19 protein-coding genes are annotated in these 17402 nt (G+C 67.0%); 1 reads left to right on the top strand and 18 read right to left on the bottom strand.

The features are described 5' to 3' along the window. Window position 1 precedes the first annotated feature (1 nt). The 9 genes from JLDANKMP_RS06140 to rlmD all read right to left on the bottom strand — a co-directional run bounded on the left by JLDANKMP_RS06140 (window position 2) and on the right by rlmD (window position 7333). Complete coding sequence (locus JLDANKMP_RS06140; RefSeq protein WP_024958257.1) at window positions 2–271, bottom strand: hypothetical protein; 270 nt, start codon at window positions 269–271, stop codon at window positions 2–4. 180 nt (window positions 272–451) lie between these two features. Beyond that, the gene (locus JLDANKMP_RS06135; protein WP_212560736.1) at window positions 452–1720 is read right to left on the bottom strand and encodes an NAD(P)/FAD-dependent oxidoreductase; all 1269 of its coding nucleotides are present in this window, start codon (window positions 1718–1720) and stop codon (window positions 452–454) included. A gap of 103 nt (window positions 1721–1823) precedes the next feature. Continuing rightward, window positions 1824–2030 carry a cold-shock protein gene (locus tag JLDANKMP_RS06130; protein ID WP_005410590.1) on the bottom strand — a complete coding sequence of 69 codons (207 nt, stop codon included), beginning with the start codon at window positions 2028–2030 and terminating at the stop codon, window positions 1824–1826. Window positions 2031–2118: 88 nt separating this feature from the next. Beyond that, window positions 2119–2865 carry an S-methyl-5'-thioinosine phosphorylase gene (locus tag JLDANKMP_RS06125; RefSeq protein ID WP_005410591.1) on the bottom strand — a complete coding sequence of 249 codons (747 nt, stop codon included), beginning with the start codon at window positions 2863–2865 and terminating at the stop codon, window positions 2119–2121. An 82-nt stretch (window positions 2866–2947) separates the two neighbouring features. Further along, window positions 2948–3502 carry a hypoxanthine-guanine phosphoribosyltransferase gene (locus JLDANKMP_RS06120; RefSeq protein WP_005410592.1) on the bottom strand — a complete coding sequence of 185 codons (555 nt, stop codon included), beginning with the start codon at window positions 3500–3502 and terminating at the stop codon, window positions 2948–2950. Continuing rightward, window positions 3502–4509, bottom strand: coding sequence for a beta-N-acetylhexosaminidase (nagZ, locus tag JLDANKMP_RS06115; protein WP_212560735.1), 1008 nt, complete (start codon window positions 4507–4509; stop codon window positions 3502–3504). Before nagZ ends, JLDANKMP_RS06120 begins: the two co-directional genes overlap by 1 nt. Window positions 4510–4669: 160 nt before the next feature. Beyond that, window positions 4670–5365, bottom strand: coding sequence for a DsbA family oxidoreductase (locus JLDANKMP_RS06110; protein WP_212560734.1), 696 nt, complete (start codon window positions 5363–5365; stop codon window positions 4670–4672). 113 nt (window positions 5366–5478) lie between these two features. After that, window positions 5479–5964 carry a CYTH domain-containing protein gene (locus JLDANKMP_RS06105; RefSeq protein ID WP_012480971.1) on the bottom strand — a complete coding sequence of 162 codons (486 nt, stop codon included), beginning with the start codon at window positions 5962–5964 and terminating at the stop codon, window positions 5479–5481. 34 nt (window positions 5965–5998) lie between these two features. Further along, entirely contained in the window at window positions 5999–7333 is a 1335-nt protein-coding gene (gene rlmD, locus JLDANKMP_RS06100; protein WP_005414201.1) for a 23S rRNA (uracil(1939)-C(5))-methyltransferase RlmD, read from the bottom strand. Window positions 7334–7460: 127 nt separating this feature from the next. On the opposite strand from rlmD, the gene JLDANKMP_RS06095 reads away from it, so the two are divergent. Beyond that, window positions 7461–8189: a response regulator gene (locus JLDANKMP_RS06095; RefSeq protein WP_012480972.1), complete on the top strand. Its 729-nt coding sequence runs from the start codon at window positions 7461–7463 to the stop codon at window positions 8187–8189. A 544-nt stretch (window positions 8190–8733) separates the two neighbouring features. Here JLDANKMP_RS06095 and recO read toward each other — a convergent pair. The 9 genes from recO to rpoE all read right to left on the bottom strand — a co-directional run bounded on the left by recO (window position 8734) and on the right by rpoE (window position 17402). Next, entirely contained in the window at window positions 8734–9453 is a 720-nt protein-coding gene (recO, locus tag JLDANKMP_RS06090) for a DNA repair protein RecO (RefSeq protein ID WP_212560733.1), read from the bottom strand. A gap of 18 nt (window positions 9454–9471) precedes the next feature. Beyond that, window positions 9472–10368 (bottom strand): GTPase Era, encoded by an 897-nt coding sequence (gene era / locus JLDANKMP_RS06085; protein WP_005410599.1) that lies wholly within the window; start codon window positions 10366–10368, stop codon window positions 9472–9474. Further along, window positions 10365–11045 carry a ribonuclease III gene (gene rnc / locus JLDANKMP_RS06080; protein ID WP_005410600.1) on the bottom strand — a complete coding sequence of 227 codons (681 nt, stop codon included), beginning with the start codon at window positions 11043–11045 and terminating at the stop codon, window positions 10365–10367. Before rnc ends, era begins: the two co-directional genes overlap by 4 nt. Beyond that, window positions 11035–11418, bottom strand: a complete 384-nt coding sequence (locus tag JLDANKMP_RS06075; RefSeq protein ID WP_005410601.1) for a DUF4845 domain-containing protein — start codon at window positions 11416–11418, stop codon at window positions 11035–11037. The genes rnc and JLDANKMP_RS06075 overlap by 11 nt, the downstream gene beginning before the upstream one ends. A 52-nt stretch (window positions 11419–11470) precedes the next feature. Further along, the gene (gene lepB / locus JLDANKMP_RS06070; RefSeq protein WP_005410602.1) at window positions 11471–12265 is read right to left on the bottom strand and encodes a signal peptidase I; all 795 of its coding nucleotides are present in this window, start codon (window positions 12263–12265) and stop codon (window positions 11471–11473) included. 54 nt (window positions 12266–12319) lie between these two features. Next, window positions 12320–14113, bottom strand: coding sequence for a translation elongation factor 4 (lepA, locus tag JLDANKMP_RS06065; RefSeq protein ID WP_005410603.1), 1794 nt, complete (start codon window positions 14111–14113; stop codon window positions 12320–12322). A 180-nt stretch (window positions 14114–14293) separates the two neighbouring features. Then, window positions 14294–15829: a DegQ family serine endoprotease gene (locus JLDANKMP_RS06060; RefSeq protein ID WP_005410604.1), complete on the bottom strand. Its 1536-nt coding sequence runs from the start codon at window positions 15827–15829 to the stop codon at window positions 14294–14296. 74 nt (window positions 15830–15903) lie between these two features. After that, window positions 15904–16785 carry a sigma-E factor negative regulatory protein gene (locus JLDANKMP_RS06055; RefSeq protein WP_212560732.1) on the bottom strand — a complete coding sequence of 294 codons (882 nt, stop codon included), beginning with the start codon at window positions 16783–16785 and terminating at the stop codon, window positions 15904–15906. Then, window positions 16782–17402, bottom strand: coding sequence for an RNA polymerase sigma factor RpoE (gene rpoE / locus JLDANKMP_RS06050; RefSeq protein ID WP_005414197.1), 621 nt, complete (start codon window positions 17400–17402; stop codon window positions 16782–16784). Before rpoE ends, JLDANKMP_RS06055 begins: the two co-directional genes overlap by 4 nt.

Raw genomic sequence — 17402 nt, 5'->3', positions numbered from 1 at the left:
CTCAGGCCGGGCCAATGCCCAGCTGCGGCATCAACTGGAAATCAGGGGTGTCATTCTCACGCCGCCGCGGCAAGGCCTGGATTGCCGCCAGCATCTCCTGCGCGCAGGTCCGGATGCGTGCGTGGTGTTCCGGCGACGCATGGCTGACCAGGCTGCCGACATGGAACTCGAATACATCCTCCAGTACGTCGGGCTGGTCCTCGTGCAGCATCTGCAGCAGTCCACGCAGCTTGCAGATTTCCGATTCCAGCTCTTCGACCGCGAACAACATGGCGTCCTCCTCTTCAACATCAAGCGGCACGTCCGGGCCGCAACAGGCCGCAACAGCAGCGCTGCCCGGGCCACGCGCGATGTTGATCACGGAAAGGAAAACGGGCGACGCGCAGTCGCGTGCAACCTACTTCTCGCACATCCACGGTGAGGCAACCGTTAATTCACGTGACGGCACGCTTCACGCGGTGGCCGTGATCGCGTTGCTGCGAGGTATCTCCATCGTCGTCGCCAATGCGTCGATGAAGGCCGGATCCAGCGTAAGCGAACCGAACCACCCCTGCTGCGTGCCGCTGAGCACGCGCAGCATGTGGCCACGGCCTCCGGGCAGGCGCCCCATCGGACCCAGCAGCACGTCGCGCGTCTTCGCCCAGGCATCGCGATCGGACTGGAACAGCGGCGTCAGCCAGCGACTCCAGCGCTGGTAGACCGCCACGTGCGCCCTGCGTTGCGCCTGGTAGGCCTGCAATGCAGCGGCACCACCGCCATGCGTGCGCACCGCATCGCGCAGCGCCAGTGCATCGAGCAGCGCCATGTTCACCCCCTGCCCCAGCTGCGGGCTCATCGCGTGCGCCGCATCACCTGCCAGCACCATGCGGCCCTGGTGCCAGCGCGTCATCACTGCATCGCGATAGACCGCGCGCGCCAGCTGGCCGGCATCGCGCAGGTGGGCGAAGCGCGCACTGGCCTGCGGCCACAGCGCATGCAGCTCGTCCAGCCAGGGCGTCATGCCATCGGCCTGCCAGCGCTCGAAGTCGGTGCGTGGCAGGCTCCAGAAGAAACTCAGGCGCGGCGTGTCATCGCCGGGGCGCGTGCCGACCGGCAACAGGCCGATCATCTTGCGCGCGGCCCCGTAGCGCTGCCGCAGCTCCTGCACATGCGGCCAGTCTTCGGCCGGCAACAGGCACCACAGCGCTCCCCACGGATACACGCGGTCCAGCCCGGCACCGCCGGCAATGGTGCTGCGCAGCGTAGAGGCCGCGCCATCGGCGGCCACCACCAGGTCGAACGGGCCATGCAGGCGCCCTTCGCTGTCGCGCAGGCGGCCCTGCTCGGCATCCACGGCGGCGATGGTGACGCCCGCATGCAGATTGCCTGCCCCCGCGCGCGCCTGGTCCAACAGCGAGAACAACGCCCCACGCTGCATGCCCAGGCCATGCAGGCGCGCATCCAGACCGTCGTAGCGCATGTCCATCACCGCGCGCTCGCATGGCGTGTCGCCATACAGGCGGTGCACCGGCGCGGCATGCGCGCGCACCGCATCCAGCAGGCCCATCTGCCACAGCACCTGCAGGCCGCTGGGCTGCAGCAGGAAACCGGCACCCACCGGTCCCGGCGTCGGCACGCGCTCGAATATCTCTACCTCGTGGCCGTCACGGGTGAGGAGGATGGACACTGCCTGTCCAGCGGTGCCGTAGCCGATCACGGCGATACGCAGTCGTTCCGTCATGGCCACATTGTGCCCGAGGCGGGTGGATCGCGAACCGGCCGCGGGCACGCCGCGCAAAAAAAAACCCCGCCGAAGCGGGGTTTTCAACGCACTGTCGAGTGGATCACTCGGCCGGCGTGATGTTCGAAGCCTGGGCACCCTTCGGGCCCTGGGTCACGTCATAGGTGACACGCTGGCCTTCCTGCAGGCTGCGGAAGCCCTTGGAGTTGATGGCGGAGAAGTGCGCGAACACGTCGGCGCTGCCATCCTCCGGCGAGATGAAGCCAAATCCCTTGGCGTCGTTGAACCACTTGACGGTACCGTTCGGCATGGTGATGCGAGACCTTATGCAATGAATGGGTGGTGTACGCTGAACCCGCGCACAAGCTGAGTATGCAAAGCTTGCTCGGGGAAGACAATCACCCCCGCGCCAATTCGCCCACCAGTTCCGGAAGTCCGTTGCTGGCCGCCTGTACGTTGGCCAGCACTTCGGCCATCGTAATCTCCTCGCCATCACCACAGCCGGCAGCCCAGTTGGCGATGATCGCCAGGCAGGCGTAATCCAGCCCCAGTTCGCGTGCCAGCGCGGCTTCCGGCATGCCGGTCATGCCCACCAGGTCGCAGCCGTCGCGGCGCATGCGGGCGATTTCAGCGATGGTTTCCAGGCGCGGGCCCTGCGTTGCGCCGTAGCAGCCACCGTCATGGACCGTGACGCCGGTCACTTTGGCCGCCGCCAGGATCTTGCTGCGCAGCATCGGCGTGTACGGGTGGCCGAAATCGACGTGGACCACATCGGTGCCCTCTTCTTCACAGATGGTGCTGATGCGGCCCCAGGTGTAGTCGATGATCTGGTCCGGGCAGGCCAGCACGCGCGGGCCGAAGTTCTCGGTGATGCCACCGACCGTGTTCAACGCCAACACGCGCTGCGCGCCCAGCTGCTGCAACGCGGCCAGGTTGGCGCGGTAGTTGATCTTGTGCGGCGGCAGCGAGTGGCCTTCACCATGGCGCGCCAGGAACGCCACGCGATGGCCGAGCAGCGTGCCCACGCGCACCGGACCTGACGGGCGGCCGAAGCGGGTGTCGACCTCGTGGGTCTGCACGTCGTCAAGCTTGGCCAGGTTGTAGACACCGGTACCGCCGATCACGGCCAGGGCGATCTGTTGCATTCGAAGCACTCCATGAAAAGACGAACGCCGGCACCCGAGGATGCCGGCGGCAGAAGAAGACGCGCCGCGGGCGGCTGCGCCGTTATTCCTTCATCGCGTAGATGGCCGGCACGCAGCGCAGGGTTTCGTTGACGTCCATGCCGAAGCCGAACACGTAGCGGTCCGGCAGTTCGATGCCGGCGTAGTCGGCGGTCACATCCGGCAGCGCGCGGTCGTGCTTCTTCACCGTCATCGCGGCGATGCGCACGTCGGTTGCGCCCTGTTCCAGGCACCAGGTGCGAACGCCCTGCAGGGTGTAGCCCTCGTCAAGGATGTCGTCGACCAGCAGCACGCGGCGGCCGAACAGCGAGGTGGCCGGCTTGTGCTTCCAGACCAGGTCGCCGCCGGTGGTTTCACCGCGGTAACGGGTGGCGTGCAGGTAATCGAACTGCACGTCCTGGCCGCGCGCGCCCAGTTCCAGCGCCAGCTGGCCGGCGAACGGCAGCGCACCGTGCATGATCGACAGGAACAGCGGCACCTCGCCCTTGTAGTCGCGCGCGATGGCGTCGGCGATACCAGCAATGGCCTTGTCGATGGTGGGGCGGTCGACCAGCAGGTCAGCCTGGGCCAGGGCCTGGGAAATGGTGAGGTTGGGCATCAGACGGTTCTTCCAAGGGTTTCAAGCAGACGGGTTTGGGTGTCGCCATGGCGGGCATCGGCCAGCAGGCCATCCCAGCCAAGCGCGCCGCGGCCGATCAGGCCCAGCAGCGCAGCGGTATTGAGGGAGCGCCCCTGCACCGCGTGCAGGGCTTCATCGACCAGCTCCGGGTGGCAGACCAGCACCACGTCGCAGCCGGCGTCCAGATGGGCGTGCACGCGCGCCGGCACGCCGCCGGCGCTGTGCGAGGCGGCCATGCCGATGTCGTCGGAGAACACCACGCCACGGAAGCCGAGCTCGCCGCGCAGGATGTCCTGGATCCAGCGCGGCGAGTAACCTGCCGGTTCAGGCGCAATCTGCGGGTAGATCACGTGCGCCAACATCACCGCATCGGCACCGGCGGCGATGCCGGCCTGGAACGGCACCAGGTCCTGCGCACGCAGCTCGTCCAGCGCGCGCGGATCGATCGCAGTATCGACGTGGGTGTCTTCCAGCACGGTGCCGTGGCCGGGGAAATGCTTGAGCGTGGCGGCCATGCCGACCGAGTGCATGCCACGCACGTAGGCGGCGGTGAACGCGGCCACCACCTGCGGGTCTTCACTGAAGGCGCGGTTGCCGATGGCCCGGTTGCCACGGCCAAGATCGACTACCGGCGCGAAGCTCAGGTCCAGGCCGCTGGCGCGTACTTCGCTGGCCATCAGCCAGGCGTGCCGTTCGGCCAATGCCAAGGCCTGCTGCGGGTCGGTGGCATACAGGGCACCAATGTCCTGCAGTGGCGGCAGATCGCTGTAACCCTCGCGGAAACGCTGTACGCGACCGCCTTCCTGGTCCACGCAGATCAGCTGCGGGCGCGGCGCGGCGGCGCGGATCGCCGCGCTCAGATCGGTCACCTGCTGGCGGGAGGCGAAGTTGCGCTTGAACAGCACCACCCCGGCCACGGCATCGTGCTGCAGCCAGTCACGTTCCTGGGCGGTCAGTTCGGTGCCGGCAACGCCGATCAGCAGCATGGTCGATCTCCACAACGCGCGCCCGCATGGCGCAGTGCCGCATTGTCGCAGAACCGGCCGACAGGCGCAGTGGTCAGAAAAAGGGGAGTGTGCGGTCAGGGCCCCTGCGGGGATCCGACCCCGGGGCCGGATCCCCGCAGGGGCCCTGACCCCGATCTGCTCAGACCTTGCAGCCGTCCGGGCCGCAGGCCTCGTCGTCGCCAGCCGGGGTGGCCGGGGCGCCCTGTTCGGCGGCAATCTGGCGCAGGGCGTTGGCGAAGGCCTCGGGGGGCTGCGCCCCGGAAATGGCCCACTTTCCATCGATGACGAAGGTCGGCACCGAGGAAATGCCCAGCGCATGGGCCTGGACCAGCTTGGCTTCGACCTCGGCCAGGCCGCGATCAGAGGCCAGCATCTGCGCGATCTCACCCGCATCGAGGCCGCCAGCTACGCCGGCCTTGATCAACACCTGTGGGTCCGCCAGGTTCTGGCCAAGCTCGAAGTGGGCGCGGAACAGCGCCTCGCCCACCGCGTCCTGCACGCCGTGCTGGCCGGCCAGCCACAGCACCCGGTGCGCCGGCAGCGTGGTCACCCGCACCTGGCCCCGGCTGAAGTCCATCGGCAGGCCTTCCGCACGGGCCGTGGTCTGGGTCTGGCCGAGGATCTGCTCGGTGCGCTCGACGCCACCGAACTTGCGTACATAAGCCTCGCGCAGCGGCACCGGGGTGTCGTCCGCGTCCGGGTCCAGCTGGAACGGCTGCCAGTGGATATCGAGTTCAGGCGCATCGGCGCCCAGCAACTGCACGCCCTGCTGGAAACGATGCTTGCCGATCCAGCACCAGGGACAGACCACGTCGGAGTAGATGTCGATTCTCATCCCCCCGACATGGGGCCCGCCCCCGACGAAAAAAGGGGACGGAGGGGATTAAGTCGCTTTCCGCACAGGCGGGGTAAAGACGACTTAATCCCCTCCGTCCCCTTTTCAGGGTTTCACCACTGTGAATAGGGGTGACTGGCGAGCGCGACGTTGTAGTAGCGGGCGTCGTCGGTGACTTCCGCGCCGGCCCAGTCCGGCAGCTCGATGGCCTGGTCGGCGCTGTCCAGTTCCACCTCGGCCACGACCAGGCCGGCGTTGTCGCCGAGGAACTCGTCCACTTCCCAGGTCAGGCCGGCGTGCTCGACCAGATGGCGGCGCTTGTCGATCAGGCCACCCACGCACAGCGCCAGCAGCGCGCGCGCGTCCTCCACCGGAATCGGGTAATCGAATTCCTGCCGGGTGTGGCCGATGGTGCGCGACTTCAGGTTCAGCGCAGCATGGTCGCCCTCGATACGCACGCGCACCGAGGCGTTCTGGGTACCGCGATCCAGCGCGCCCATGTCGTTGATGTAGCCCTGCGCCATCGGGATCACCCGGTGCGCAGCGGATCGCCAGCCATCGTTGATGACCAGGAATTTGCGTTCGATTTCAATGCCCATGGCGCGATTATGCGCCATGGGTGATGACAGCCGCTCAGCGCTTCTCGAACACCGCGATGCTTTCCACGTGCGCGGTGTGCGGGAACATGTCCATCGCACCGGCACTGACCAGGGTGAAGCCCTGTTCGTTGACCAGATAGCCGGCATCGCGCGCCAGCGAGCCCGGGTGGCAGCTGACGTAGACAATGCGCTTGAACTGCTTCAGCGGCAGCTGCTGCAGCACTTCGATCGCACCCGAGCGCGGCGGGTCCAGCAGCAGCTTGTCAAAGCCCTGGCGCATCCACGGGGTGCTGCGCTGGTCCTGGGTCAGGTCGGCGCTGAAGAACTGCGCGTTGGCTAGGCCGTTGCGCACGGCATTCTCACGGGCACGCGCGACCAGGCCGGCATCGCCCTCCACACCCACCACTTCGCGCACGCGGCGCGCCAGCGGCAGGGTGAAGTTGCCCAGGCCGCAGAACAGGTCAAGCACGCGTTCGTCCTCGCCCGGCTCAAGCAGGTCCAGGGCGTGGGCGATCATCTTTTCGTTGAGCTTGGCGTTGACCTGGATGAAGTCCAGCGGGCGGAACGCCAGTTCCACGTCCCAAGGCGCCAACCGGAACGACAGCGGCACGCCCTGCCCGTCCAGCGGCTGCACGGTGTCCACGCCGCCGGATTGCAGGTAGATCACGAAACCATGCTGCTGGCCAAAGGCGGCCCAGGCGGCGCGGTCGGCATCGCTGAGCGGCTGCAGGTGACGTACGGTCAGCACCACCGCCTGGTCACCGGCGATGAATTCGATCTGCGGGATGTCGCGCTTGCCATCGAGTGACTCGATGAAGGTGGACAGCGCCTCGACCTTGGTACCGATCTCGGGGATCACGGTCAGGCACTGGCTGAGGTCGGCGACGAAACGCGGGTCCTGTTCACGGAAACCGACCAAGGTCTTGTCCTTCTTCTCGACCCGGCGCACCGAGAAGCGGCCCTTGCGGCGATAACCCCAGCTCTCGCCGACCAGCGGCGCCAGCACCTTGCCCGGCTTCACATGGCCGATCCTCTCCAGGTTGTCCATCAGCACGCGCTGCTTGGCGACGATCTGCTGGTCTTCGTCCAAGTGCTGCAGCACGCAGCCGGCGCAGGTACCGAAATGCGGGCACTTCGGGGTCACGCGCTGGGGCGAGGCCTGCAGCACTTCCACCGTGCGTGCCTCGTCGAAATGGCGGCTGCGGGCGGTCTGTTCGGCCATGACCACCTCGCCCGGCAGGGCGCCGCTGACGAAGGTGACCTTGCCGCCCTCGCCTTCACGGCGGGCGACACCGCGACCATCATGGCTGAGGTCGAGGATCTCGGTCTGGAACGGGGTACGGTCGATGCGGGAGCGGGATCGGGCCACGTGGCAACAGGCTGCGGGCAAAAATGGGGGCACATTGTCGCAGATCCTGACTGGCAGGGTCCGGACCCGCTTGCGCCCGCCGCCGCCGTGCTTGATGATTGCAGCAGCTGACATGGAGGCAGCCCTGATGCAGATGACCCCGCGGGCCAGCCGGCCCCGCTTCCTGCTTGTCGAGGACGACATCATCAGCCGCGGTTTTTTCAAAGCGGCGTTGGAAACGTTACCGGCGGACGTGGACACCGCAGATTCATTGGCCAGCGCGCTGGCCAGCGCCGAGCCCGGCGCGCATGACCTGTGGCTGATCGACGTCAACCTGCCGGACGGCAATGGCGCGCAGCTGCTGCGTGAACTGCGCCGTTCACACCCCGATACCCCGGCATTGGCGCATACCGCCGATGGCGACACCTCCATCCATGCCCGCCTGCGCGAAGCTGGCTTCAGCGACACGCTGGTCAAGCCGCTGGGCCGCGACCAGTTGCTGAAGGCTGTGCGCCGGGCACTGGTGAACAGCCCGGCGGGGATCTCCGTTGCCCCGGCTCCGGCAGCGGTCGAGCTGCAGGTGCAGGACTGGGACGAGACCGCGGCACTGGCCGCGCTCAATGGCCAGCGCAACCACTTGATCGCGCTGCGCGAGCTGTTCCTGGCCGAGTTGCCGGGCGTACGCGACGCGGTCGAGCAGGCCGTGGACCAGCACGACGAGCGCCAGCTGCGCAGCCAGCTGCACCGGTTGCAGGCGAGCTGTGGGTTTGTCGGCGCGGCACGGCTGGGACGGGCGGTGCGGCAGCTGCATCATGCGCCCGAGTCCGGGCAGGCCCAGGATGGGTTCCGCGCCGCGGTCGCTGCCCTGCTGCATTGAGGGTTGCTCGGCAGGGCTTGCAGCCCTGCACCTGCGGAGGCTTCAAGCCAAGGCGACGGCAACGACCAGAGCCAGAGCGGCTCTGGCTTTCTGCTGGTTGGGCGGGGCGGTGTGGGTTGGCAGGACACGCCGTAAACCCATCCCTGGGGGCTCGATGGCGCCATCCATGGCGCCAACGGTCCTGCCAACCCACACCGCCCCACCCCCGACAGATTCCCGGTGACGGCGGGTAGATCCACGCCATGCGTGGATGAATCTCTGTCAGATATCGAAATCAATCTGGGGTCGGATCCGTTCTCCTGCGGAGAACGGATCCGACCCCATGCCATTCCGACAGCTCGCAAGAATCTGTCGAAGGCGGGGTGGGTCCGGTTGCGGGAGTGTCCGCGGCATGGATGCCGCGGCCAAGCCCCCAGGGACGGGTTTACGGCGTCTCCCGCAACCGGACCCACCCCGCCATCCCACGGAATGCATGCTGTTGCTGTTGCTGTTGCTGTTGCTTTGGCCTCGGCAGGTGCAGGGCTGCAAGCCCTGCCGGACACCCCTACCTGCGGGGCGCGAGCTGCTCGAGCATTTCCCAGGACTTCAGGCCGCGTGGCCCGAGGTGATGGGCCAGCACCCGCCGCATCGGCAGGCGCAGGCTGGCCAGGTCGGCGGCAGCGGGCTCTTCGTCGGCCGCCAACGCCAGCAGCGCCGAGCCAGTGGCCGCCGCCCGGCGTTCCCCACCGCGCTCACTGAGCAGGCGCTGCGCGCCTTCCTGTGGGTCCAGCTCGTAGCGCGCGGCCGGGTCGATCGGCTGTCCGTCGCTGGCACTGTCCAGTTCGAAAGCCAGGCCCAGCGCGGTCAGCAGCTCGCGCTCGAAACGACGCAGCGTCCAGGCCAGGCCGGCACCGACCGCCAGCCGTGCGCGCGCTTCGCCATAGGCCAGATACAACTCAGGCAACGGATCCTGGCGAGGTGCCAGGCGCAGGGTCAGTTCACTCAGATAGAAGCCGGCCAGCATCGCCTGGCCGACCAGGCGCGGGGCCGCATCCAGCGCTTCAGCGCCGCGCAACTGGGCCAGTTCACCGCGCTGCTGGGCGCTGAAGCGGATCCACTGCAATGGCTGCAGGGCAGCGCGCAGCACCTGGCCCTTCGCGGTTGACACACCACGCGCGAGCAGGCCGACGCGGCCATGCTGCGCGCTCAACACCTCGACCAGCAGGCTGGTCTCGCGGTAGGCCCGCGCATGCAGCACGAAGCCGGTGTCGTCCTCGATCATCATCGAAGCGACCGCAACGGCTTACTCGTAACCGAAGGCCTTCAGCGCGGCCTCGTCATCGGACCAGCCTTCACGCACGCGCACCCAGGTCTCCAGGAACACCTTGGCCCCGAACAGACGCTCCATCTGCAGGCGGGACTTGGCGCCGATCTCCTTGAGGCGGGCGCCGCCCTTGCCGATCACGATGGCCTTCTGGCCTTCGCGCTCGACCCAGATCACCGCGCCGATGCGCAGCAGATTGCCGTCCTCGGTGAAGCGCTCGATCTCAACGGTGGTGGCGTACGGCAGCTCTTCGCCGAGCTGGCGCATCAGCTGCTCGCGTACCAGCTCGCCGGCCAGGAAACGCTGGCTGCGGTCGGTGATCTCGTCCTCGCCGAACATCGGCGGCGCTTCCGGAAGCAGCTTCAGCACGTCGCGCACCAACGCTTCCAGGCCATTGCGCTTCTGCGCCGAGATCGGATGCACGGCAGCGAAATCACGGCCCTCGGTCACCTGCTGCAGGAACGGCAGCAGCGCGCCCTTTTCCTTCAGACGGTCGATCTTGTTGACCACCAGCACCACCGGAATGCCGGCGTCGCGCAGCACATTGAAGGCCAGGCTGTCTTCTTCATCCCAGCGACCGGCCTCGATCACCAGCAGGCCGGCATCGACACCCTCCAGCGAGCCGCGCGCGGCACGGTTCATCACCCGGTTCATCGCCCGCTTCTGCACCTTGTGCAGGCCGGGGGTATCAACCAGCACCAGCTGGCCTTCCGGATAGGTGGCGATGCCCAGCAGGCGATGACGCGTGGTCTGCGGACGGTTGGAGACAATGCTGACCTTGGCGCCGACCAGGGCATTGGTCAGGGTCGACTTGCCCACGTTCGGGCGGCCGATGACGGCCACGCTGCCGCAATGATGGGGAGTTTGTTCGCTCACTTGGAATCCAGTTGTTCTAGGACGGCCGCAGCCGCCTGTTGTTCGGCAAGCCGCCGCGAGGCGCCTTCGCCCTCGGTGCTGGCGGCCGGGTCGGCTACGTTGCAGCGTACCCGGAAGTGCTTGGCATGGTCGTCACCGGATTCTGACACCAGTTCATACTGCGGCAACGCCTTCTGTCGGGCCTGCAACCATTCCTGCAGGCGGGTCTTGGGGTCCTTCTCGGGACGGCCGGAGGCCGGCAGCGCCTCGATCGAAGCGCTGAACCAGGGCAGTACCACCGCCCGGCAGGCCTCGAAGCCGGCATCCAGGTAGATCGCAGCCACCACGGCTTCCACTGCGTCGGCCAGGATCGAGTCGCGGCGATGACCGCCGGACTTCATTTCGCCCGGGCCCAGGGTCAGCCGCTCGCCCAACTGCAGGGTGCGCGCGATCACCGCCAACGCACCTTCGCGCACCAGCTCGGCACGGGCACGGGTCATCGCCCCTTCGTCAGCCTTGGGCCAGCGTCGGTACAACGCCTCGGCCGCCATCATGTTGACGATGCTGTCGCCGAGGAACTCCAGTCGCTCGTTGTGCGGCGCACCGGCACTGCGATGCGTCAGCGCCTGCTTGAGCAGGGCCGGGTCGCTGAAGGCATGACCGATCAGGTCGCCACGTTGGATGAATTTACTGGGCACCGCTTCGTGTCAGGTCCTGGGAAGAATCGAATTTGCCAACCACATCGAGGTTGCCGATCAGCTGGCGACGCACTTCGTAGTTGACCTTGAGGGTCCAGCCATTGTCGCGACGGTCGAACTTCACGTTGGCCGGCTTCACATTGTCCGAGTAGTTGATGTACAGGCGCTTGAAGAACAGGTCCTGGATCCGCGACGGCTCCATGCTGCCCACGCCCGGCTCGTTGGCCAGGCTCTTCATCGCCGAGCGCACGGCGTAGTACTCCTGGTACATCGGGAACAGCTTCATGCCGATGTAGAGGAAGAAACCGACCACGATCAGGACCGTCAGGAACGAGGTCAGGGTCATGCCGCGCTGCGTGTTCATCGTCTTCATTGCGTTCTCCCCAGATACGCGTTGGATGTGAAGGTACTCAGTTGATGCCCGATCAGTTGATGCTCGAGCCGATCCGCGACGGCTCGAAGCCATCCTTGCAGAACCAGCCCTGGCAGTTCAGCCAGATCAGGAAGGCCTTGCCGCGCAGGTTCTCTTCCGGCAGCAGGCCCCAGAAACGGCCATCGTCGCTGTTGTCGCGGTTGTCGCCCATCACCAGGTACTTGCCGGCCGGCACCGTCCACTGGCCCTGGCCGCGCGGGTAGTCGGTCTCCAGCACGGTGTGGGTGCGGCCCGGCAGGTGCTCGACCAGCAGGTTGGCGCCTTCGCCCTGGCCCTTGTGGCCGGCGTAGATGCCCTTGTTGTCGTACTTCAGCGGCTCGCCATTGAGGATCACGCCGTCGCCTTCGAAGACCACGGTGTCACCCGGCACGCCGATCACGCGCTTGATGAAGTTCTCGCCCTTGGCCGGGTCGTTGTCGCTGTGGCCGGGGAAGTGGAATACCACCACGTCGCCACGCGAGGGCTCGCCGAACGGCACGATCCTGGTGTTGCTGATCGGCAGGCGCAGGCCGTAGGAGAACTTGTTGACCAGGATGAAATCGCCGATCAGCAGGTTCGGCATCATCGAGCTGGACGGGATCTTGTACGGTTCGGCAATGAAGCTGCGCACGATCAGCACGATCGCCAGCACCGGGAAGAACGCACGCGAGTAATCCACCAGCACCGGCTCGGAATCGAGCAGGCCGGCGCGCTGGGCGCGACGCTTGGCGAGGTACAGCTTGTCCGCAAGCAGGATCAGGCCCGAGGCCAGGGTCAGCACGACCAGGAGGATCTCAAACAGTTTCATTCAGGGTCCTTTGCAACGTCACCGGACGACCGGCCCCGCAGGGCCGGTGCGGGATTACTTGTTGTCCATCTGCAGCACGGCCAGGAACGCTTCCTGCGGGATCTCCACGCGGCCGACCTGCTTCATGCGCTTCTTGCCTTCCTTCTGCTTTTCCAGAAGCTTCTTCTTGCGCGAAACGTCGCCACCATAGCACTTGGCCAGCACGTTCTTGCGCATGGCCTTGACCGTGGTACGGGCGATGATCTGCGAGCCGACCGCGGCCTGGATGGCGACGTCGAACATCTGGCGCGGAATCAGGTCCTTCATCTTCTCGCACAGCTCACGGCCACGACGGTCGGCATGGCTGCGGTGCACGATCAGCGACAGTGCGTCGACCTTGTCGCCGTTGATCAGCACGTCCACGCGCACGAACGGGCCGGCGTCGAAGCGCACGAAGTGGTAGTCCAGCGAGGCGTAGCCACGGCTGACCGACTTCAGCTTGTCGAAGAAGTCCAGCACCACCTCGGCCATCGGCAGCTCATAGCTGATCTGCACCTGGCTGCCCAGGTAGTTGATGCCGATCTGGCTGCCGCGCTTTTCTTCGCACAGCTTGATGATGTTGCCGATGTACTCCTCGGGAGTGAGCACGTTGGCACGGATGATCGGCTCGCGGATCTCCTCGACCTGGTTCACCGGCGGCAGCTTGGCCGGGTTGTCCATGTTGATGATCGAGCCATCGGTCTTCAGGACTTCATACACCACCGTCGGCGCGGTGCTGATCAGGTCCAGGTTGTACTCGCGCTCCAGGCGTTCCTGCACGATTTCCATGTGCAGCATGCCCAGGAAGCCGCAGCGGAAGCCGAAGCCCATCGCCTCGGAGCTTTCCGGCTCGAAACGCAGCGCGGCATCGTTCAGGCGCAGCTTGTCCAGCGCTTCGCGCAGGTCCGGGTAATCTTCGGCATCGACCGGGAACAGACCGGCGAACACGCGCGGCTGCATTTCCTGGAAGCCCGGCAGCGGCTTCGGTGCCGGGTCGCCGGCCAGGGTCAGGGTGTCGCCGACCGGCGCACCGTGCACGTCCTTGATGCTGGCGGTGACCCAGCCCACTTCACCGGCACGCAGCGCAGGCAGCACTTTCCGCTTCGGCGTGAACACGCCGACGTTGTCGACCTGGTGATTGCGGCCGGTGGACATCACCTGCAGCTTGTCACCGGCCTTGATCTCGCCCTGCATCACGCGTACCAGCGAGACCACGCCCAGGTAGTTGTCGAACCAGGAGTCGATGATCAGCGCCTGCAGCTTCTCGGTGTCGCGCGGTGTCGGCGGCGGGATGCGATGCACGATCGCTTCCAGCACGTCCTGCACGTTCAGGCCGGTCTTGGCACTGACCGGCACGGCGTCGGAGGCGTCGATGCCGATCACGGCCTCGATCTCGGCCTTGGCGCGCTCGATGTCGGCGGTCGGCAGGTCGATCTTGTTGATCACCGGCACCACTTCCAGGCCCTGCTCCACCGCCGTGTAGCAGTTGGCCACGGACTGCGCTTCCACGCCCTGGGCCGCATCGACCACCAGCAGCGCGCCTTCGCAGGCGGCCAGCGAGCGGCTGACTTCATAGGAGAAGTCGACGTGGCCGGGGGTGTCGATGAAGTTCAGATGGTAGGTCTGCCCGTCCTTGGCCAGGTACGGCAACGACACCGACTGCGCCTTGATCGTGATGCCGCGCTCGCGCTCGATCGGGTTGGAGTCGAGCACCTGCGCTTCCATCTCGCGGGCCTGCAGGCCACCACAGAGCTGGATGATGCGGTCGGCCAGCGTGGACTTGCCGTGGTCGACATGGGCGATGATGGAGAAGTTGCGGATGTTCCGCATCGAATCAGAAGACATAGGTGGCGGCGGCGCGCGGCGTCGTCAGGGTAACGGTCGATTATCGCATGCCCGGCGCCCCACCGCGAAAGCGGACTGCTCGGGCCCCGCCCGGAAAGGCCGAAGCCCCGCCAGAGCGGGGCTTCAGGGGAGACACAGGGGCCGCCGAAGCGGCCCCGGCAGGCCTTACTGGCCGGCCTTGACCGCCACGAAGGCGCTGTTGCCGTTGCCGGTGCGCACCAGCAGCATCACCACGTCGTCCTTCTTGTAGCTGGACAGCGCCCGGTTCAGGCTCTCCACGCTGCCGACCGGGGTGCGGCCGACCTGCAGGATCACCATGCCCGGAGACAGGCCGGCATCACGCGCCGCCTGACCCTTGACTCCGGTGATGCGCACGCCTTCGTTGCCATCCAGGCCGAACTGCTTGCGCTGCGGTGCGGTCAGGTCGCTCACGTCCAGGCCCAGCAGGGCATTGGCGCCGGCCTGCGGTGCCGCATCGGGCCTGGCGGCAGACGCCGCACGGGCATTGCCCTGACCGTCTTCGCTCAGCGCCGTGAGCGTGGCGCTGAGGTCGCGCGGCTTGCCGTCGCGGATCACCCCCAGCGTGACCCGGCTGCCCGGTGCCATCGCACCGATCAGCGGCGGCAGGTCGGACCAGCTGTTGACCGGACTGCCGTTGACCGAACGCACTACGTCGCCGATCTGCACACCAGCCTTCTCTGCGGCACTGCCGGCGACGATCTGGTTGACCAGCGCGCCACGGCTGTCGGGCAGGCCCAGGCCCTGCGCCTTCAGCGCATCGATCGGCTCGACCACCGCACCCAGCTGGCCACGGGTGACCTTGCCACTCTTCTTGATCTGCTCGACCGCGCTCATCGCCAGGTCGATCGGGATCGCGAAGCTGATGCCCATGTAGCCGCCGGAGGCGGAGAAGATCTGCGAGTTGATGCCGACCACTTCGCCGCGGGTGTTCAACAACGGACCGCCGGAGTTGCCCTGGTTGATCGCCACGTCGGTCTGGATGAACGGCACGTAGCGCTGGTCGGCGCCACCCGTGCTACGTCCCAGTGCACTGACGATACCGGCGGTGACCGAATGGTCGAGACCGAACGGCGAGCCGATCGCGACAACCCACTGGCCGGGCTTCAGCGTATTGGAATCACCCACGCGCACGGTCGGCAGGTTCTTGCCATCGATCTTCAGCAGCGCCACGTCGTACTGCTGGTCGCTGCCCACCACCTTGGCGTTGAACTCACGGCTGTCGCCCAGCTTGACCTTCACGTCGCTGGCATCGGCCACCACGTGGTAGTTGGTCAGCACATAGCCATCGGGCGAAATGATGAAGCCCGAGCCCATGCCGCGGCCCTTGATGCTGGGGCCACCGTCCGGGCCGCCCGGGCCCTGCCCCGGCATCGGGAAGTCCGGGCCGAAGAAGCGACGGAAGAATTCCGGCATGTCGTCGTCACCGCCCATCGGGCCCCGCGAAGCCTGGCGGTTGGTGCGGACGATGGTGGTGTCGACGTTGACCACACCCGGCCCGACCTGTTCAACAAGGTTGGTGAAATCGGGCAGGCCGGTAACCAGCGGCTGTGCCGGTGCCCTTGGCGCGGTGGCTGGAGCAGCCTGGGTCGGGGCGGCCGGAGCCGGTGCCTGCGCGCAGGCCACCAGCGGCAGGGTCAGGGCCAACAGGCCCATGGCCTGCGTGCGGAGTCGGGGAGTCATCGGACGGCAACCTCCGGATCGGATGGAAAGAGGAATACGGGCCCCGCTGACGGCGGGGCGTGAAAGCGCCCGGCTCAGTCGCGCGGGCGCGGCGGCACCGGCAGGTCGTCCTGCAGGCGCGGCTCGAACGGGTAGAAGGCGGCGCCACCGGTATGGGCCGGGAAGCTGGCATTGAGCGCGCCGCCGGCGGCAGGCGCCAGGCTGGAACGCGGCCACGGCCGCGCCTGCAGCCCACCGACCTCGCCAAACGGCATGTTGCGGCTGCCATTGGCCGGTATGGTCGGGGTCAGCGGCGCCTGCGCAGCAGCCACCGCGCGTTGCGGCACGTCCTCACGCTGGGCGGCACGCGCGGCCTGCTGGCTGCGGGTGGCACTGGCGCGGCGGGTGTCCTGGCGGCGACCGGCAGTGGCCATCGCCAGGGCGGGAGCCGCCGCCACAGCCATCGCGGCCGTGTCTGCAGAGGCTTCGGTAACCGGGGCAGGATCGGTCGGCACGGTCGGCAGCTCCGCCTGGCTGGCGATCACCTGAGGTGCCAACGGCTCGCCCGGGGTGGCTTCCTTCAGCTTCTCACCGCCCATGAACAGCGCCACCGCTGCCACTGAAGCGGCCAGTGCGGCACCACCGCCCCAGGCCCGCCAGCCACTGCGACGCACCTGACGGCGCGGCTCGGCCTGCGGCGCAGGCTCGGCGGCGATGGCAGCAGCCACGGCGGAACTGAACCCGGCCGGGGCCAGTGCCGACGCCTGCCCACGCATCACGTCGCCCAGCAGCTGCCAGCGCTCCTGGCAGCCGGCCAGTTCGGGGTCATGCTCCATCCGCCGCAGCAGGAAGCGCGCTTCATCGGCGCCCAGCTCGCCATCGACCAGGGCCGACAGCTGCTCGCGATGGCGCTGGTCCAGGCGCTGCCCGGCGGGCGATTGATGGTTCTGCCATTCGTTGAACGGGTTACTGGTCATACGCGGCTCTTCTCACGGGTGGCGCTGCCGATGTCCAACAGCGGCCGGAGTTCGGTGTCGATCGCCTCGCGCGCCCGGAAGATCCGTGAACGCACGGTGCCGATCGGGCACCCCATTTTCTGCGCGATTTCCTCGTAGCTCAGGCCTTCCACCTCGCGCAGGGTGATCGCCGACCGGAGCTCTTCCGGCAGCGCGTTGACGGCCTTCATCACCGTCTGTTCCAGCTCCTGGCGCATCAACTCGCGTTCGGGCGTGTCGGTGTCGCGCAGGCGCGTACCACTGTCGAACTGTTCGGCATCGCCGATGTCGATGTCATCGGTCGGCGGCCGTCGATTGTGTGAAGCCAGGTAGTTTTTGGCGGTATTCACGGCGATTCGATGCAACCAGGTTGAGAACTGGGCGTCGCCACGGAAACTTCCGATCGCGCGATAGGCGCGGATGAAAGTGTCCTGGGCGACGTCCTGACATTCGCTCCAGTCGGCGATGTAGCGGCCGACAAGGGCCACCACGCGATGCTGGTACTTGCGCACCAGGACATCGAACGCGGCGCTCTCGCCGTGCTGCACGCGCCGGACCAGTTCCAGATCCAGCTCCTGTGGTGTATCAACCTCGGCCAT

Source organism: Stenotrophomonas sp. PE591 (genome assembly GCF_018320795.1).
Taxonomy (GTDB): domain Bacteria; phylum Pseudomonadota; class Gammaproteobacteria; order Xanthomonadales; family Xanthomonadaceae; genus Stenotrophomonas; species Stenotrophomonas maltophilia.
The sequence above is the reverse complement of the archived record's forward strand: the minus strand, read 5'-3'. Positions and strand labels throughout refer to the sequence as shown.

Bases quoted from the DNA above. Each gene is read 5' to 3' on its own strand.
- JLDANKMP_RS06130 (WP_005410590.1), bottom strand. From the start codon at position 2,030: ATGCCGAACGGTACCGTCAAGTGGTTCAACGACGCCAAGGGATTTGGC.
- JLDANKMP_RS06120 (WP_005410592.1), bottom strand. From the start codon at position 3,502: ATGCCCAACCTCACCATTTCCCAGGCCCTGGCCCAGGCTGACCTGCTG.
- JLDANKMP_RS06095 (WP_012480972.1), top strand. From the start codon at position 7,461: ATGCAGATGACCCCGCGGGCCAGCCGGCCCCGCTTCCTGCTTGTCGAG.
- lepA (WP_005410603.1), bottom strand. From the start codon at position 14,113: ATGCGGAACATCCGCAACTTCTCCATCATCGCCCATGTCGACCACGGC.
- rpoE (WP_005414197.1), bottom strand. From the start codon at position 17,402: ATGGCCGAGGTTGATACACCACAGGAGCTGGATCTGGAACTGGTCCGG.
- recO (WP_212560733.1), bottom strand. From the start codon at position 9,453: ATGATGATCGAGGACGACACCGGCTTCGTGCTGCATGCGCGGGCCTAC.
- lepB (WP_005410602.1), bottom strand. From the start codon at position 12,265: ATGAAACTGTTTGAGATCCTCCTGGTCGTGCTGACCCTGGCCTCGGGC.
- nagZ (WP_212560735.1), bottom strand. From the start codon at position 4,509: ATGCTGCTGATCGGCGTTGCCGGCACCGAACTGACCGCCCAGGAACGT.
- JLDANKMP_RS06125 (WP_005410591.1), bottom strand. From the start codon at position 2,865: ATGCAACAGATCGCCCTGGCCGTGATCGGCGGTACCGGTGTCTACAAC.
- JLDANKMP_RS06140 (WP_024958257.1), bottom strand. From the start codon at position 271: ATGTTGTTCGCGGTCGAAGAGCTGGAATCGGAAATCTGCAAGCTGCGT.
- JLDANKMP_RS06105 (WP_012480971.1), bottom strand. From the start codon at position 5,964: ATGGGCATTGAAATCGAACGCAAATTCCTGGTCATCAACGATGGCTGG.
- JLDANKMP_RS06110 (WP_212560734.1), bottom strand. From the start codon at position 5,365: ATGAGAATCGACATCTACTCCGACGTGGTCTGTCCCTGGTGCTGGATC.
- JLDANKMP_RS06135 (WP_212560736.1), bottom strand. From the start codon at position 1,720: ATGACGGAACGACTGCGTATCGCCGTGATCGGCTACGGCACCGCTGGA.
- JLDANKMP_RS06075 (WP_005410601.1), bottom strand. From the start codon at position 11,418: ATGAAGACGATGAACACGCAGCGCGGCATGACCCTGACCTCGTTCCTG.
- JLDANKMP_RS06060 (WP_005410604.1), bottom strand. From the start codon at position 15,829: ATGACTCCCCGACTCCGCACGCAGGCCATGGGCCTGTTGGCCCTGACC.
- JLDANKMP_RS06055 (WP_212560732.1), bottom strand. From the start codon at position 16,785: ATGACCAGTAACCCGTTCAACGAATGGCAGAACCATCAATCGCCCGCC.